Consider the following 15,320-nt stretch of genomic DNA (forward strand, 5'->3'; position numbering starts at 1 on the left):
ATCCCGGCCGGTGCTCAATGCCCTCGACGACGATGATCTCGACGACGAAGCGAACCTGCAGCAAGATGCGCCCGCGGTGCCATGTTTGCCCTCCGAACTGCCTGGGCATCACCACCGAGCGCAGGCGCAGCGCGGATGCTGCGCGTCGGAGCTGGTGGGCTCACCGTCGCGCATGGACCGGCACCCGGTCGCATGTCTGGGCTGCCATGGACAATCGTGCCGGTCCGACCCGCCGCCAGCAACTCCTGAACTACGTTCTGTAGCGCAAGATTTGACGATGCCAGGGCCACCCCAGGCTGATGGACCGGATGAGCGGCGATGTAGACATAGAGGACGAGCGCCCCGGGACGATGGTGAGCGGTGCTCGAAGATGTTCCGGCGAGAGGACAATCAGATGAACAGTGGGAACGAGAAGGCAACGAGCGAGAACTCGCCGGCGAAAGCGGAGGTGATATTTCCATCCGAGGTATCGACGAAACTCTCCGTCTTCGACCGATTCGCCACCTACGTCAGTGCACGCACCTCGCAGGCATGGTTTTTCGTGGTGATCGTGGTGCTCTGGGCTCCCTCATTCTTCCTGTTGGGCACTATCGACACCTGGCAACTGATCATCAATACCGTCACCACCATCGTCACATTCCTCCTCGTGGCGTTGCTCCAAAACACACAGAAACGCTCCGACGACGCCGTTCAGCACAAACTCAATGCCATCGCAGACGGCCTCGCCGACCTAATGAAGCAGCTCTCGAAAGAGCACCCCGAACTCGACAAAGACCTCAAAGAATTACGACTAGCGGTCGGGCTCGAAGATCACGAAAGTGCGTCCTGAGCCATGTTGTCCACCGGCCAGCTTCTAGCTTTTATTCCTGCGGCGCTCGTGGTCGCGGCATCGCCCGGGGCGAACAACCTTCTCGCGCTCCGTAACGGTCTCCGATCCGGTGTCCGCGCGGCGACAGCAGCATTGGTTGGCCGCTTCGTGGCCTTCGCGATCATGCTCACTCTGGTCGTGGCCGGCTTGGGTACCGTGCTCGCGCAATCACAACACCTGTTCGAGGTACTCAAGTGGCTCGGCGTCGCCTACCTTCTGGCACTCGGTATCTGGGTGATCTGGCAGACCCGGCCCAGTCGATGGACATGGATCGAGGCCAGCCCTGTGTCATCGGTGAGTGGTCGCTCTCGGTTGGTGATTCAGGAGTTCACCACAGCAGCAGCCAATCCGAAGGCACTGCTTCTGTTCACCGCGTTCTTGCCGCAGTTCACGACCGAATCGGCCGCTCCGGTTGCATACCAACTCGCGGTCCTGGGAAGCCTCTACATCGTCGTCGAGGCTTGCGCCGCTCTCGGGTGGGCGAGCGTCGGCCGATGGATACAGCAGCGAGGGTTGTCGTCGTCGACCGTTCGTCGTGTGGAGGGCTCTGTCAACTTAACTGAACGCAACTGGGAATCAACAGCATTCGTTCACGCTTGGGCGGGTTCTGTTGGTGGGACACCGAGTTCAGGCGGCGGGTACGCCAGTCACGTCGTTCCAGGTGGCGAATCGGTCGGTCATTTCGGAACGGTAATCGCTCGCGGCGAGTTTGTGCCGACCGGGTCGGAAGTGCGGCGAGATCGCGCTGAACACCGCCAGGAACCGTTGCGCCGTACCGGGCGAGCGGAAGAACTTCATTGCCCGTTCGCGCTGCCTGGTGGGTTGGTGCGAGTTCTCGGCCCGGTTGTTGAGGTACTTCGAGCGCCGGTGTTCGACCGATGGCATCAACTCCCGATGCGCCACAACGTAACTGGCGAGCTTGTCGGTCACCAGCACCCTCGGCACCCGGCCCTGCTTGCGCATCAGCTTGCCGAAGAAGCGTTTCGCTGCCTTCGCGTTGCGTCGTGACTGGACCAGGACGTCGAGGACGTTCCCGTCCTGATCGACCGCCCGCCACAGGTAGTGCCGGATACCACCGATCTTGACGAACACCTCATCCAGAAACCATCTATCGCCAGGTTCGGGAGCGCGTCGACGCAGGCCACGCGCGTATTCGGGTCCGAACTTCGCGCACCACGTGCGGATCGTCTCGTGCGAGACGACGATGCCGCGGGCGAGCATCAACTCCTCGACGTCGCGCAAGCTCAAGGCGAACCTGTAGTACAGCCACACGCAATGCGCGATGATGTCCGCGGAATAGCGGTGCCGTTTGTACGGCGACCGCGTCGAATCCACCCGCGTTTCGTCTCCACGACTCATGCGACCATCATCCCTGACTCACGGCCCAGTTAAGTTGACAGAGCCCCTCGGTCAGTGCCGCGTCAAGGTCGACGTCGGTCCAATCGCGTCGTCCGCGAAGTTCGTCGTTGAATGTCGTGAGTTCGTCATAGGTTTGGCGCCGGGGACCTGGTGTGAGTGGTGCTGACGGTTCCTGATCGTCGAGGGTTGCCCGGATGAGGTTTTCGATGTCGGTGAGTCGACGTGACTGGGTGTCGAGATTGCGCTCGATGTCCTCGCTCACGCGATGATCTTTTCGGGTAGACGCTCGCGGACCAACTCCAGGGTCGTCTGCGCCTGTTTGGTCTCGATCAGTTCGGCTTCGAGGTCTTTCACTCGTGCGCGTAGTTCGGTGTTTTCGGCGGTGGTGGCTGCTTTTTCCTGTTTGAGTGTGTTGATCGTCTCGACCAGCAGCCCGATGCGGTCGGTGACGTCGTTGAGTCGCTCCTGCAGGCTTTCGACGACGCGCCGCATCTTCTCGTCCCGGTCCGGGGCATCGGCGAGGACCATGCGGGCAACCAGGTCGAGTTTGACGGCTTCGCCTGCGATCGCTTGCGAACCTAACGGGGTGTAGCGCACTCCGGCGGCGGCGACACCGGCGCCGGCGAGCCCGCCGACACCGGTGAGCAGTAGTGTCCCGCCTGCGACGCCGAAGCCGCCGGCGGCGAGGGATCCGCCGCCGAGCATCGCCAACCCTGCTGAGACCGCAGCGGCGCCGGTCAGTCCCATCGTGCCGCCGATGGCTGCACCGATCGGTGCAGCCGCCCACCCGGCAGTGAGAGCGCCGGCTCCGACTCCGATGACGGAGACGGCGGCGACCCTGCCCCATTTGATCGACTTGCGGCGCAGCGCTTTCATCAAACTTTCGAACTCTTCGGTCATCGTCTCGAGATCGGTTGTGCGTAGAGCGGTGAGATCGTCGGCTGCAGTGCGGAGTTCGGCTTTTCGTACTCCGGGTCCCCATGTCGTTGCGTCGGTCCAGGGGCTGAAGGTGATGAGTTCGGCGAGGATCACCACCGACGCGGATCGAGGGTGTACTTTCTGCGCGAGCGTGGGTGCCAGTGAGGTGAGTCCGTGGAGTTGGTCGAGAAAATGCTTGTGCGCGTAGGCAGTTAACTCCTCTGCCAGTGCTGGTGGTAGCGCGCCGGAGGTGAGCACCTCGTTGATTGCGGCGGCGACGAAACGCTGCAGTCGATCCTGCTTTGTGCTGCGGGCGCTGGGTTTGCGTGCGTCTTCCCAATCGCGGCGCAGCATCCGCGCTTGTAGCGCCCGCAAGGTGAGCATGTGCTCTGGGGTCAATCGAAGTTCGCGAGCAATCTGATCTGCGGAGACATCGGTCAAGGGTTTTTCCTCTGCGCGAATGGAGACAACGGGGAAGACACTACCGAAGAAGCCCGACAATCAATCAAAACTTCATTCGTGCATCTGAGCGAGCTTCAGTAAATGAAGACCGTACAGTGTGGGCGCATACCGATGGACATGTCATCGGCAGGCTCACTGGGCAAACGCACCTTTTACCGGATTTCGACCCGAACACTCTGAAACCAATATTTGCCTTCGCGGAGCTGTAGTAAGCCGACAATGGCATCATTCCCCGAATAGGAACACTGAGTCGTAAAGAAATAACATGACGCTCGAGGAATCAGTAGGCGTTGCAGATAGAACGGAATTCATGAGCGCGGAGCAGAGTCCCGGCGGGCAGCGACCACAACAGGAATGGTTGTGGAATGAGCAGAGGCGGGGGTGGGACAGGAATCCAGCCTACGTTGCGCAGCACGCTCCGTCCCCCACATCCGCGGGAAAGGTCAACTGGCGAGGGCTCCTGTGGCTGGCCGCCGCGGTCGTGGTGGCGGCATACCTCCTCAACGCGTGGTCGACGGCCCGAAACGAAGATCGACACAGTCAGGAGGGTTCGACCGCTCCGGCCGACACCGTTAGCGAAAATTCTTTTTCCCCAATAACTTCCGCGGGCAGTGACGGTTCGGTGCGCGCGGCGCTCGAGCGTGCCGGCGTGACACCAGGGATGGTGACAGCTCTCGGGATCGTCGGTGACGAAGCCGGGTACGGAATCAGCAAGTCGGTTCCGATGAATCAGGAACAGCGCGAGGATTTCGCTTACGCGATCGTGCTGCTCTGCCGAGATATCGGTGCCGGCGAAACGTCGTGGGAAAACTCCGTCAACGAGGACGTATTCAGTGGCGCAGAATTATCGGATGCTCAGCGTCTCAACGACTATGCGCGCACCGAGTTCTGTCCCCATGTCCGTGACGAGGCGCCGGCGCCTGCTGCCGGAAAACCTTCAGCGGCTACCGACGCTCCACCTGTTGTGTTGACTGCCGCCGTCGCTGCGGAGGGTCGGACGGTGAACGTGTCCGGTGCCGTCCCGTTACCAGACGGGGCTCGCCTGGCGATAACACTCTCTCGAATCGAATACTTCGGATTTGGCGATGAGAAGCACTACGGACAGTCCGCATCGGGCAGCGCGGTAGTGACCGATGGGCGATTCTCTGCCACTCTCGTGGATGACCAAGGAAAGGCCCGAGCATTCGCCGAGGCGTACAACGCCGGTGAACCTGCGCAACGACAGATCCGGGTCTCCGATCTGGTGCAAGTCCAAGTTGTGTTCGATCCGCGTGAGAATCAATCGTCTGCGGTGATTTCTGCGGTGGGCGGCGACGACGCGCAGATCCTGGAAAGCAGCCCTCAAGGCGCGGAATTCGGAACGCGCACCGATGATCCGTACTGGAGGTTGGAACTCGAATCCGAACTTCTATTGCCGTTCGAGCCCTGAGCATCTTCGAACACGGGTGCGCCTGTCAGCGAGCGCAACGAGCTACATGTCGATTCGGGTGGCGGCGAGAGTTGCCCCTCCCGGTTGGCAACGTGTCGCGTCTGGTCCGTGACGGTGCGGTCAGTCGCAGTTTTCTAGCCCAACTTCTCGTATTGAGCGGGTTCGTGAAACCTTACGGACGGGTTCGATCTGCCACGCAGACAATATCCGTCAGGGGATTCAGAGACGAAAGCTGCGTCCCCATGCCCCCGTGGTCGCTGTTTTCAACCCTGTTTCTGCACAAGAAGATTCATGTTTCCTTGTCGAAGATTCGGTGATGTCGGAACCAGCGTGCCTGCGCGAGTTTCGTCGACGTCTTCTTCGGTGGCCGGCCGCCGGTACGGCCACGCGTCCTGGCGGCGGCGAGACCCACTCGAGTCCGTTCCCGGATGAGGTTGCGTTCGAATTCCGCGAGAGCACCGAAGATGGAGAAGAAGGGTTTGCCACCGGAGGTGGTGGTGTCGATCGCTTCGGTCAACGATTTGAAGCCGACGGTGCGGGCGGCGAGATCTTCGACGGTCTGCAGCAGGTGGGGGAGCGAACGACCCAACCGGTCCAGATGTCACGACACCATCGAACGCCGCCGCATCCTTGAGATTCGTGGCAGTGCTCATTCGTCGATCAAGCACCACTCGCGGTATACCCGCAACGGCTCTGTCAACTTATCTGAACGTAAATCGGGATCAGCAGCATTCGGCGATGCTGAGACGGATTCTGGTGGTCTGTCACGCTCAGCGCACCACCTGCTCTGGCGCCCCGTTTCGCGCGAATCTCAGTCCAGAGACGAGCCCTGACTGTGTCGAGTGTGTGTACTTTCGTCAGCTATTTGCTGAACCAGTGTGCGTCGGTGCTCAGAGAAGCGGCGCACGGCGTCGGCATCACCCGCCAGTTGTGCTCGTTCCAGCAGATGCTGACAGTTGTGTAGCTGTTCGGTGAGGGTCATCGTTGGCGTTATTCCAATCCGGGGTCGGGTGTATCCACGTCCCTCGACTGTCTCATCTTCTTCGCTGACCTGGAATTTCGTGGACCGATCCAGTGAGGACATCGAACGAGGTCGCTCTGGAGGTACTAGGACTTTGGATCAAAGATCCGGCTGTGCGGTTTGTCTTCGGAATGTACTGGTGCTCAGCAGTTTCGCCTGGATTCTGAAATCGGCTGCATCTGCTGCGCTATTCGTACCCGACAGGTAGGTGAACTACCGTCCTTCGGTTCTGCGGCCGATTTCTTCGAGCATTTGCCCGATGGTGAAGTGTCGCACTGATGCTGGAACTGCGTCCACGAGCCCTGACTCCTCCTCGGTCATGTAGTCGGCGGCTACGAGGACCTCTTGGATGTGGACGTCGAAGGCGTCGGCCGCACGGCGCACGACGCCGTGTGAGGGCCGTCGAACAATCGACATCCACTGACGTAACACCGATGGATATATACCGAGGGCATGGGCGGCTTCCTTGACGCTCCCATATCCGCGGAGATCAATTTGTGCTTGCACCCATGAACCGAAGTGACTCATAGGGGACATCGTTTCAGGCGGTCGGCGCCGACCCGGACCCGGTGATCGGATTCCAGATCGCAGTGCCGAGGTCAGGCCCGGTCGGTCAGTGGTGAGAGAGCTGGTGTGGGTGAGATGGTAAGGCCAGGGGCCGGCCTTTGCTGCCTTGTGGATTTCCAGCCGCGTGGGCCGTCTGCGAAGTCTCCTGACCGCCGGACGTTCAGGTGGCGGCGCTCGGCCGTGTCGACGTCATGGTCGCGGAGCCCATGTGGCGGTCACAATCTTCGACCAGAGGCGGGGGCGAGTAGCCGTTCGACTACGAGGAATGCGACCGCAGCAGATTTTGTATCGGAACTGTGGGCGAGCACCCATCGGCCAGTTTCCCTGACGACGGCAATAAGTATCTGTTGTTGAAGGTCGATGGGTGTCGCTGTCGATCTGCTTCAACTCTCGTCCACGTTCGAGGGCTCGCTCGACGCTGGCCGGGTGCAGGTTCGGCTTCGAATGGGGTGATGCATCGCGTTCTCCTGGATTGTTCGGGCAGCACTGACCTACCTGCTGACCAGACACCCGACTCACCCCCCATTTACCCTAGACAATCCAACTCGATCGGATCCTCCGGGCGTAGCCGAGACCCGAGCCGGCTCGACGGATGCTTTGAAATAGCAGAGAAAGTCGTTGGAGTCCAAGCGATTTGAGAACTACCGCGGGTAGGTGTTATAAACGATTCTCGTCCACGTTCGAGGGCTCGCTCGACGCTGGCCGGGTGCAGGTTCGGCTTCGAATGGGGTGATGCATCGCGTTCTCCTGGATTGTTCGGGCAGCACTGACCTACCTGCTGACCAGACACCCGACTCACCCCCCATTTACCCTAGACAATCCAACTCGATCGGATCCTCCGGGCGTAGCCGAGACCCGAGCCGGCTCGACGGATGCTTTGAAATAGCAGAGAAAGTCGTTGGAGTCCAAGCGATTTGAGAACTACCGCGGGTAGGTGTTATAAACGATGAGGCAGTACGCGAATCGCTTGTCCGGCCGGTGTCTGCGCCGTGGGCATCACCTACAGTGTCGGTGTCCGCCGATGCCGGAGACGGGATTCGAGCAGCGCGAGGATGGGAGTTCGTACTGATGGCTGTTGCCGCCGACCGGTACCACACGCGGGTGATGGCGTCGCCGAGTGCGTATCAACGCCCCGACCCTGTTCTCTGGGATCCGAAGATGCGTACTCGGTACGCAGACTTCGAGGCCAACGGGTTCACACATCGCGACCGAGTGCTCGACGACCGCCAGGTGCGGGGATGTCTGAGCGAGGTCGTGCGACTCGGTGAAGAACCGGAGTTGCGCGGGGACGAGCGGATCGTTCGCGAAAAGGGTTCATCAGCAGTGCGGTCCATCTTCGACATCGCGAATCTGAGCTTGGTGGTCTCCGACGCGATCGAGGAGTCCGGGGCCGCCTGCATCGCAGCAGAGATTCTGGGATCGCAGGTGTACGTTCACCAGAGTCGCCTGAACTACAAGCCAGGTTTCCGAGGTGGCGCTTTTTACTGGCATGCCGATTTCGAAACCTGGCATGCCGAAGACGGGATGCCCTCCCCGCGCGCGGTCAGCGCCTCGATCGCCTTGACCGACAACCACCATTTCAACGGCCCCTTGATGGTCATGCCCGGCTCGCACCGCACCTTCCTGCAATGCGCCGGCGCCACCCCGCCACGGTATTTCGAAGAATCCTTGGTCGACGAGATCCCCCGAGTCGGTGTCCCGAACGAGCAGATGATCTCCGAGCAGTACGATCAGCACGGCATCGAGGTCGTCACCGGACCTGCCGGTTCGATGACACTGTTCGACAGCAATCTGCTCCACGCGTCCGCGGGCAATATTTCGCCCGTACCTCGTGCGAACATCTTCGTGGTCTTCAACAGCGTCGACAATGCGCTCGCGCCGCCTTACTGCGGTGCTGCACCGAGACCGGAGTTTCTCGCCGCCCGCAGGTAGTCGATACTGCCCGGGCGATGTCAACTCACGTCGGTCGCATCACGGTGTGCGAGGTCCGAACATGGGCCGGGGCGCTCGACCAACAGGTGAGGTCGGTTCCTGCTGGTGGGGGTGTGGATCAGATACCTGTAGCGGATGATCTCGTGGTGGCTCTCACTCAATGCAACCCAGCGGGCGTCGTCTGAGAGGGGGTAGACCTGCCAGCGAGAGCCGACCGAAAACTGGCCGATCGAGCTCGGCGCTACGGCATCCGCAATCGATGCGACCGAGCGGTCGTTGTCCAGGGCGACGTCGATGTGAAACACCTCGACTCCGGCTCCTTGCCTGGCCGCCGGGCGGACGTGTCACCACCGCATGCAACGGTGTGTTCACCAGTGTCGGTACTGGGTGTAAGCGCACGAACAGGTACCGCGAGCATGCACCCAGCAGTACTGCGGCGAGGCCGCCCACGATGATCGTTGCCGGCCAGCGCAGCCATGGCTGCGCGCCGGTCGTGTCATGATCGGGTTCGCCGACGTCGAGCGCGAGTACAACAGCCAGGGAGGCCATGACCACTGCGGCGATCACGAGAAAGCTTGCGATCGAAGAGGTTTCGACGCGGTACGTGCGTGCTCGTTGAGTTGGCGTTGCGAGAGCGAGCTGCATGACGTTCTCCTCCTCGGTAGCATCTCGTGGACCTGTGCACTTTTTCCCTTTGGAGCAATTCACTTCGCAACATGGCACCTGAAGGTCGATCCGTGAGGAATACGGCGTCGATGGTGTGAGACGCTCCACGGGTGGTCATTGGCGTTGAGATTCTCGCGTGTGCGGGTGTCAGCGATACGGTGAAACAGACATCAACGGAAATACTGCACGGGTGGATCCTGTTCTGCCTCTGACCGATTGATCTCCGTTCGAAGGGATACGCACATGGTCGATACGTCGTCAATGTCGAATCGTGCGATGAGCGAGTGGATCAACGCGCATCCCGCCGAAACGACAACGGCGATCGTCCTGGTCGTGGTGGCGTTGGTGGTTCTTGCGGTCTGGACGATATCGAGATGACCCGCCCACGGCCGGAGCTGTGGATTGCGGTGACGGCATACCGGGCGATCAATGCTTGAGGACCGCTTTGAGGAACGTGCGCGTGCGGTCCTGGGTGGGGGAGTCGAAAATCTGTTCCGGTGGGCCCTCCTCGACGATCTTTCCGGCGTCGAAGACCAGTACTCGATCGGCGACATCGCGCGCGAACCCCATTTCGTGGGTGACGATGAGCATGGTGATGTCCGTGGTGGCAGCGATTGTTCGTAGTACGTCGAGGACGTCGGCGACCAATTCCGGATCGAGAGCCGAGGTGACTTCGTCAAGCAAGAGGATTTCGGGGTCCATGGCTAATGCTCGGGCTATGGCCACGCGTTGTTGTTGACCTCCCGACAGTGTGTTCGGGTGGGCGTGTTCTTTGTCGGCGAGCCCGACGAGGGCGAGGAGTTCACGGGCGCGGGCATCTGCTTCGGCCTTGCTTCGGCGCAGAACGTGTATTTGTGCTTCGGTGATATTTTCCAGGACAGTCATGTTCGGAAACAAGTTGAACTGTTGGAACACCATCCCGATTTTGGACCGAGCGGCGCGTAGGTGTCGTTCACCGGCGGGCACCAACTTGCCGTTTTTGATTTCGTGGGAGAACGGTTGGCCGTTGACACGTACGAGTCCGGAATCGATCTTCTCGAGTGTCATCAGGATCCGCAGTATGGTGGTCTTCCCCGATCCACTCGGCCCGATCAATGCGACGCGTTCCCCGCGCTCGATCGCGATGTCGAGGTGATCGAGCACGGTGTGCGTGCCGAATCGTTTGACCACGTGCTCGAACGAAATCGCCGAGCGGGTGTTCTCGTCAGTAGGCAAGACGTTTCTCCACTTGTCGGATGAGCACGGACGTGGGGTAGCTGGCGAGGAGGAAGATCATTCCTGCCATCGTGATCGGCTCCAGATATTGAAAGGTTCTTGCTCCGTATTGCTGTGCAGCGGTGACCAATTCGACCACCGTGATGGCGAAGAGGAACGGTGTGTCCTTGAACATGGAAATCGCGTAGTTTCCCAGCGCCGGTAGGGTGGCGCGTACCGCCTGCGGAAGAACCACAGCTCGCCACGTTCTCGTCGTCGGAAGAGACAGGGCTCGCGCAGCCTCCCATTGTCCGGCGGGAACCGCTTCGATTCCTGCGCGGTACACCTCGGCCATATACGTCGAATAGTGGACACCCAGAACCGCGATACCGATCTGCAGCGCGGAAAATTGCGGAAGCAAGTAGTACACGAACAGGAGTTGGACGACGAGCGGGGTCAGCCGGATGAACTCGGTGATCCAGCGCAGGGGAACTCGCACGTACGCAGGGCAGGTGCGGCGAGTGACCGCAATCACCAAACCGAGAACCGATGCGATTGCCATTCCGAGCACTGTCGCCAGCAAAGTGATCGTGAAGCCGTCGATCAGGAGCGGGAGTGCGTCAGCGGCGCGTTGCCAACTCCATTCGACGCTCATCGCCCCACTCCTACGAGTTCATCGCCTCGGTCGGGCTTGATGCTGAGTACTTCTCGCAGCGACGGCCCGAGACCGAGTCGGCGTTTGGCACGGATCTCGACCACGTTCATCACCAACGTCAACGCATACGCAAGAACGAAGTAGATGATCAGTCCCACGCCGAACGCGAAGATCGTGTCGCCGGTCCCGCGGCGCAGCTGCTCGATCTGATAAGTCAGGTCCTGAAGCAGGATGAAACTGGCCAGGGCGCTTCCTTTGAGGAGCTGTATCAGCAGGTTCGTCAGCGGAGGGACCATCTGTACCCAAGCCTGAGGGAAGAGGACCTTGCGTACCTGCAGCCACGGTGAGAAACCCAGGGCGATGCATGCTTCCTTCTGCGCGATCGGTACAGCCGCCATCGCTCCCCGAACCACCTCGGCGCCGTACGCGCCGTAGTTCAGACCGAGCGCCAGAACTCCGCACAACATCGGTTCGAGTTGATACCCGAACAACGGAAGTACGTAGAAAAGCCAGAACAGTTGTACGAGCAGGGAAGTGCCGCGGAAGAACTCGATCACCACCCGCGCCGGATACCTGATCCACCGACTGTGCGCACCTACGGCGTAGCCGAGGACGAGTGCGAGCCCGAAGGCCAAGGCTGCGCCGCCGAGAGTCAGTTCGGTGGTGACGACGACACCGCCGATGATACGAGGCCACGCCTCGACGAGAGCATCGAGATTCGTACTCACCGGGAACTACCGTCTATCTCAGGCGGTACCCGAGCACAGTTTGTCGGTGGTCAGTTCCGGGTCCGGGAGTTCCTTTTCCGTGAAACCGAAGGGACCGACGATCTCGAGATATTTCTGCGGGTCCGAGGTAATTTTCGCCAGTTCCGCGTTGTAGGCCTCGCGAAGTTCGGTGTCATCGGTACGGAAGACGGTCGCACCTGCCCCGACCTGCGGCTTTCCGTTGATCGTAGCGACGAAGGAATCGGTGACGTCGACGGCGGCGCCGGGGTTGTTGTTTTTCATCCAGTTCAACGAGATGGCGGTCAACGCGAACACGTCCGCACGGCCGGAGGTAACGGCGTCCATCCCGTCTTGCGGCGATGCCACCTGGACGGCGGGAATAGCCAACGTGTCGGCGTAGTCGGACTCGATCGCCCCCGTCATGGTGGCCAGTTTCGCACCGGATGCGGCGACCGATTCCATGTCCGTGAGGTTCTTCGGGTTGCCGGTGGGAACCATCAGCGCCGTCGTGTAGTTGAATTCGGGGTCGCCGAACGCGGCCTGCTCGCACCGTTTGGGAAGGATGGACATGCCGGCGCTCACGGCGTCGAAGCGGTTCGCCTGCAGTCCCGGGATCAAAGAGCCGAAGTCGGCGTTGACTCCTTCGACCGTGTCGATGCCCAACCGGGAGAATATTTCGCGGTGCAACGCCACGGTTGCGCCGGTGAGCTGGCCGTTCTCCTCGAAGCTGTACGGGGCTTCACCCGCAAAACCGACCGTGATCGCGCCTTTGTCCTGCAAGGACTGCAGATGATCGGCACTGTCGGTGTTATCGGTCGAAGTGCACCCCGTGACGGCAGTCAAAATCATCGCACCACTGGCCAGTGCGAGCGACGATCGTCGCACAGATGTGCCGCGAAAGTGCATACGTGTCATGAATCGAGCCTTCCCGTTGTGCCGAGGTCCGTTGCGCCCAGGTCGGTGTTTCTCGTGACGCCGTTGCCGCCGATCGAGCATTGTGCACTGCTGCTCGACGGAGACAGGCGATCTTCGGTTCGAACCTAACACGGGCCGTGCATCGGGCCCCACGGCCGCCGTAGTTCACATCCATTCCGTCCAAATGCTGTTCCCGGCAACGATGTTGACCGCGAAGGGACATGCGATGGGTGACAATGTCACAGTCGGATATCGATTTGAGCTGTACGAAAATCGGGCATACCTGCGCAAACGTCGGACGCGTGCGCCTCAGAGCGCGTTTCCTCGGTTCACACCGACCGTCAAACGTGGTTGCATGATCGCCAGTCCGAGGGGCGCAGCGCCAACCTTCTGCGCTCCCGAAGCACCTGCATGAGCGCAAGGAAACGATGAGAGCGAACGCGATCGACATGTCCACACCGCACAGGCCAACCGAACCCGACCCCGTGATCGACTGGGTGTGGGAGGACGGGCAGTTGCACGGTCGTACCGCTGACGGACTCATTAGCGTGAGTGCGAATCTTCAACGTGCTCAATGGACCTGGGGTGCTTACACCCTCTTCGCCGAACAGCTCGACGAACAGGTGTGGTTGACCTTCGACAAGGTCGTCGACGAAGTGGGGCGTCTCGGTGTTCCTCATACGAGCGCAGTGGAGGTCTTTTCGCCCTGGATGGGTCGGGCGGCGACACCGCTGCGGGCACTGAATTCGGCATTGACCAAGGAGAAGCTGTCGGCACTGCCTACTGAAGCCCAGGTTCCCTCTGTTGCCTATTCAGTTGTCGCGCAAGCTGTTCGAATTTTCGAGAACCCGCGAGATGGGGTTCCGGCGGTACGAGAATAGCCGCACACCGAGGATAACTGTGAGACCGCCACCGCTGACCGATCGACAACGCCGCCTCGGGGTCGTCAACGCCCAACACGCCCGCCGTACGCGTGCACGAATGCTTCAACAACTCAAATGCAGCGAAATCGATGTACGCGATATTCTCGATGCCGCAGGTCGTGACGAGATCATCGCCCGCATCAAAGTCGTGGACCTGATGAAATCGCTGCCCGGCGTGGGACCTGTTGGCGCACAGCATATGCTGGAGGGTATTGGAATTGACAGTGCACGCCGCCTCGGAGGTCTTCGCGCGCGGCAGCGGCAGCAACTGATCGATGCTACCGCTTACCCGATCCAGTGGCGCAAGAAATTTCGGTCATGAACCGGTGATTCCCCCGATGCCGTTGTGGTAGCCGAATTCAATCGGTCGACTGATATACGTCGGGGATACCGTCACCGTCGTCGTCGCGCGCCTCGTTCTCGGCGATGATCCGGTATGCGCGGTTACGCAGACGAAGCACGATCGACGCCAACAGAGCAGCCAGAACGGAGCCGGCGAGAACACCGATCTTGACATGGTCATCGCGCACAGAGCCGGCACCGAAGGCGAGATCGCCGATCAACAACGAGACCGTGAAGCCGATGCCCGCCAGAATCGCCACCCCGAAGACGTCGATCCAGGACAAACCTTCATCGAGTACGGCCCGGGTGAACCTGGAGAGAAGGTAGGTCGTGCCGAACACTCCGACCGTTTTGCCGACCACTAATCCTGCAATAATGCCCAGCGCAACGGAATCGGTCAGAGCACTGGTCAGTCCGGATATTCCGCCGACTGTGACTCCGGCCGCGAAGAACGCGAACACCGGTACCGCGAAACCCGCCGAGACAGGTCTGATGCGGCGTTCGAAGTGTTCCGCCAAGCCCGGTCCCGCATCCGGGCCCCCGGCAGCCCTGCTGCGAACGACTGGGACTGCGAACCCGAGGAGCACTCCGGCCACGGTGGCATGGATACCGGATTCGTGTACCAGTACCCAGGTCGCGGCGGCGAGCGGTAGGAGAACCCACCACGACCGCACCTTCTTCTGCACTGCCACGGTGAACAAAGTCAGCGGAATCAGGGCTGCCCCCAACATCGCGACATCGAGATCGTCGGTGTAGAAGATCGCGATGACAGTGATGGCGAGAAGATCGTCCACCACAGCCAAGGTCAACAGAAATGTTCTCAGGGACGAGGGAAGGTGCGTGCTCACCACTGCCAACACCGCGACGGCGAACGCGATGTCGGTTGCTGTCGGGATGGCCCACCCGGACAGCGCCCCGTCCCCGGTCCGAAGGTTGACCAGGACGAAGATGAGTGCCGGCATGAGCATGCCGCCGACCGCGGCCGCTATCGGAAGCGCTGCGCGGGCAGGATCACGCAGATCGCCGGCGACGAACTCACGTTTGAGTTCGAGCCCGACCACGAAGAAGAAGATCGCCAATAGTCCATCTGCTGCCCAGGTCTCCAACGGCAGATTCAACCCCAATACGCTGGGGCCGATCCGGAATTCGGAGAGTGCGTCGTAGGCGTTCGACCACGGCGAATTCGCCCAGACGAGCGCCACGACCGTGGCCGCCAGCAACAGAGCGCCTCCGACGGTTTCTCCGCGCAACAGGGCAGCGATACGCGCCGTTTCGGTCCAGGAGCCACGTGCGAAGAGCGCCCGCTTGCCGGCAGGAGGGCGGGGCGGCTGTTGCGTCATG

Annotated in this window: 15 protein-coding genes and 2 pseudogenes; 6 read left to right on the plus strand and 11 right to left on the minus strand. The window is 60.8% G+C overall.

The features are described 5' to 3' along the window. Positions 1-394 precede the first annotated feature (394 nt). Positions 395-829, plus strand: a complete 435-nt coding sequence (locus tag M0639_RS31780) for a low affinity iron permease family protein (protein ID WP_064073792.1) — start codon at positions 395-397, stop codon at positions 827-829. Positions 830-832: 3 nt separating this feature from the next. Then, positions 833-1,330 (plus strand): annotated as a pseudogene (locus M0639_RS35280) (LysE family translocator); the annotation flags it as partial. Positions 1,331-1,495: 165 nt separating this feature from the next. On the opposite strand, the gene M0639_RS31785 reads toward M0639_RS35280, so the two are convergent. From M0639_RS31785 to M0639_RS31795, 3 genes are read right to left on the minus strand one after another with little or no spacing between them, the layout of a single operon-like run. After that, positions 1,496-2,227, minus strand: a complete 732-nt coding sequence (locus M0639_RS31785) for an IS6 family transposase (RefSeq protein WP_156525000.1) — start codon at positions 2,225-2,227, stop codon at positions 1,496-1,498. Positions 2,228-2,234: 7 nt separating this feature from the next. After that, entirely contained in the window at positions 2,235-2,489 is a 255-nt protein-coding gene (locus M0639_RS31790; protein ID WP_064073760.1) for a hypothetical protein, read from the minus strand. After that, the gene (locus M0639_RS31795; RefSeq protein ID WP_156525001.1) at positions 2,486-3,586 is read right to left on the minus strand and encodes a hypothetical protein; all 1,101 of its coding nucleotides are present in this window, start codon (positions 3,584-3,586) and stop codon (positions 2,486-2,488) included. Before M0639_RS31795 ends, M0639_RS31790 begins: the two co-directional genes overlap by 4 nt. Positions 3,587-3,917: 331 nt before the next feature. On the opposite strand from M0639_RS31795, the gene M0639_RS31800 reads away from it, so the two are divergent. Beyond that, on the plus strand, positions 3,918-5,036 hold the full coding sequence (locus M0639_RS31800) for a hypothetical protein (RefSeq protein WP_156525002.1): 1,119 nt from the start codon (positions 3,918-3,920) through the stop codon (positions 5,034-5,036). A gap of 289 nt (positions 5,037-5,325) precedes the next feature. Here the strand turns inward: M0639_RS31800 and M0639_RS35020 are convergent. Together M0639_RS35020 and M0639_RS31810 are read right to left on the minus strand one after the other, a co-directional pair. After that, positions 5,326-5,634: pseudogene (locus M0639_RS35020) on the minus strand (recombinase family protein); the annotation flags it as partial. 636 nt (positions 5,635-6,270) lie between these two features. Next, the gene (locus tag M0639_RS31810) at positions 6,271-6,474 is read right to left on the minus strand and encodes a hypothetical protein (protein WP_231915127.1); all 204 of its coding nucleotides are present in this window, start codon (positions 6,472-6,474) and stop codon (positions 6,271-6,273) included. Between the two features lie 1,155 nt (positions 6,475-7,629). Between M0639_RS31810 and M0639_RS31815 the strand changes: the two genes are divergently transcribed. Then, positions 7,630-8,556, plus strand: a complete 927-nt coding sequence (locus M0639_RS31815; RefSeq protein WP_082654909.1) for a phytanoyl-CoA dioxygenase family protein — start codon at positions 7,630-7,632, stop codon at positions 8,554-8,556. Between the two features lie 153 nt (positions 8,557-8,709). Here the strand turns inward: M0639_RS31815 and M0639_RS31820 are convergent, their stop codons facing one another. From M0639_RS31820 to ehuB, 5 genes are all read right to left on the minus strand, one after another. Further along, the gene (locus tag M0639_RS31820) at positions 8,710-9,201 is read right to left on the minus strand and encodes a hypothetical protein (RefSeq protein ID WP_141695798.1); all 492 of its coding nucleotides are present in this window, start codon (positions 9,199-9,201) and stop codon (positions 8,710-8,712) included. A gap of 447 nt (positions 9,202-9,648) precedes the next feature. Beyond that, entirely contained in the window at positions 9,649-10,437 is a 789-nt protein-coding gene (gene ehuA / locus M0639_RS31825; protein ID WP_064073765.1) for an ectoine/hydroxyectoine ABC transporter ATP-binding protein EhuA, read from the minus strand. Further along, positions 10,427-11,071 (minus strand): ectoine/hydroxyectoine ABC transporter permease subunit EhuD, encoded by a 645-nt coding sequence (gene ehuD / locus M0639_RS31830; RefSeq protein ID WP_064073766.1) that lies wholly within the window; start codon positions 11,069-11,071, stop codon positions 10,427-10,429. Before ehuD ends, ehuA begins: the two co-directional genes overlap by 11 nt. Further along, positions 11,068-11,799: an ectoine/hydroxyectoine ABC transporter permease subunit EhuC gene (gene ehuC / locus M0639_RS31835; RefSeq protein WP_064073767.1), complete on the minus strand. Its 732-nt coding sequence runs from the start codon at positions 11,797-11,799 to the stop codon at positions 11,068-11,070. Before ehuC ends, ehuD begins: the two co-directional genes overlap by 4 nt. Positions 11,800-11,817: 18 nt before the next feature. Beyond that, complete coding sequence (gene ehuB / locus M0639_RS31840; protein ID WP_428481025.1) at positions 11,818-12,648, minus strand: ectoine/hydroxyectoine ABC transporter substrate-binding protein EhuB; 831 nt, start codon at positions 12,646-12,648, stop codon at positions 11,818-11,820. A gap of 494 nt (positions 12,649-13,142) precedes the next feature. On the opposite strand from ehuB, the gene M0639_RS31845 reads away from it, so the two are divergent. Both M0639_RS31845 and mihF read left to right on the plus strand, forming a co-directional pair. After that, a complete protein-coding gene (locus M0639_RS31845) occupies positions 13,143-13,595 on the plus strand; it encodes a hypothetical protein (protein WP_064073769.1) in 453 nt (150 codons plus the stop codon). Then, positions 13,570-13,959, plus strand: coding sequence for an integration host factor, actinobacterial type (gene mihF / locus M0639_RS31850; RefSeq protein WP_064073770.1), 390 nt, complete (start codon positions 13,570-13,572; stop codon positions 13,957-13,959). The genes M0639_RS31845 and mihF overlap by 26 nt, the downstream gene beginning before the upstream one ends. A 37-nt stretch (positions 13,960-13,996) precedes the next feature. Here mihF and nhaA read toward each other — a convergent pair whose 3' ends face one another. Continuing rightward, complete coding sequence (gene nhaA, locus M0639_RS31855) at positions 13,997-15,319, minus strand: Na+/H+ antiporter NhaA (protein WP_064073771.1); 1,323 nt, start codon at positions 15,317-15,319, stop codon at positions 13,997-13,999. Between the last annotated feature and the right edge of the window lies 1 nt (position 15,320).

It is taken from the genome of Rhodococcus qingshengii JCM 15477 (assembly GCF_023221595.1).
GTDB lineage: Bacteria > Actinomycetota > Actinomycetes > Mycobacteriales > Mycobacteriaceae > Rhodococcus_F > Rhodococcus_F qingshengii.

Coding starts and splice junctions, on each gene's coding strand:
- M0639_RS31800 (WP_156525002.1), top strand. CDS start 3,918: ATGAGCGCGGAGCAGAGTCCCGGCGGGCAGCGACCACAACAGGAATGG.
- M0639_RS31845 (WP_064073769.1), top strand. CDS start 13,143: ATGAGAGCGAACGCGATCGACATGTCCACACCGCACAGGCCAACCGAA.
- M0639_RS31810 (WP_231915127.1), bottom strand. CDS start 6,474: ATGTCGATTGTTCGACGGCCCTCACACGGCGTCGTGCGCCGTGCGGCC.
- mihF (WP_064073770.1), top strand. CDS start 13,570: ATGGGGTTCCGGCGGTACGAGAATAGCCGCACACCGAGGATAACTGTG.
- M0639_RS31820 (WP_141695798.1), bottom strand. CDS start 9,201: ATGCAGCTCGCTCTCGCAACGCCAACTCAACGAGCACGCACGTACCGC.
- ehuB (WP_428481025.1), bottom strand. CDS start 12,648: ATGATTTTGACTGCCGTCACGGGGTGCACTTCGACCGATAACACCGAC.
- nhaA (WP_064073771.1), bottom strand. CDS start 15,319: ATGACGCAACAGCCGCCCCGCCCTCCTGCCGGCAAGCGGGCGCTCTTC.
- ehuD (WP_064073766.1), bottom strand. CDS start 11,071: ATGAGCGTCGAATGGAGTTGGCAACGCGCCGCTGACGCACTCCCGCTC.
- M0639_RS31785 (WP_156525000.1), bottom strand. CDS start 2,227: ATGAGTCGTGGAGACGAAACGCGGGTGGATTCGACGCGGTCGCCGTAC.
- M0639_RS31780 (WP_064073792.1), top strand. CDS start 395: ATGAACAGTGGGAACGAGAAGGCAACGAGCGAGAACTCGCCGGCGAAA.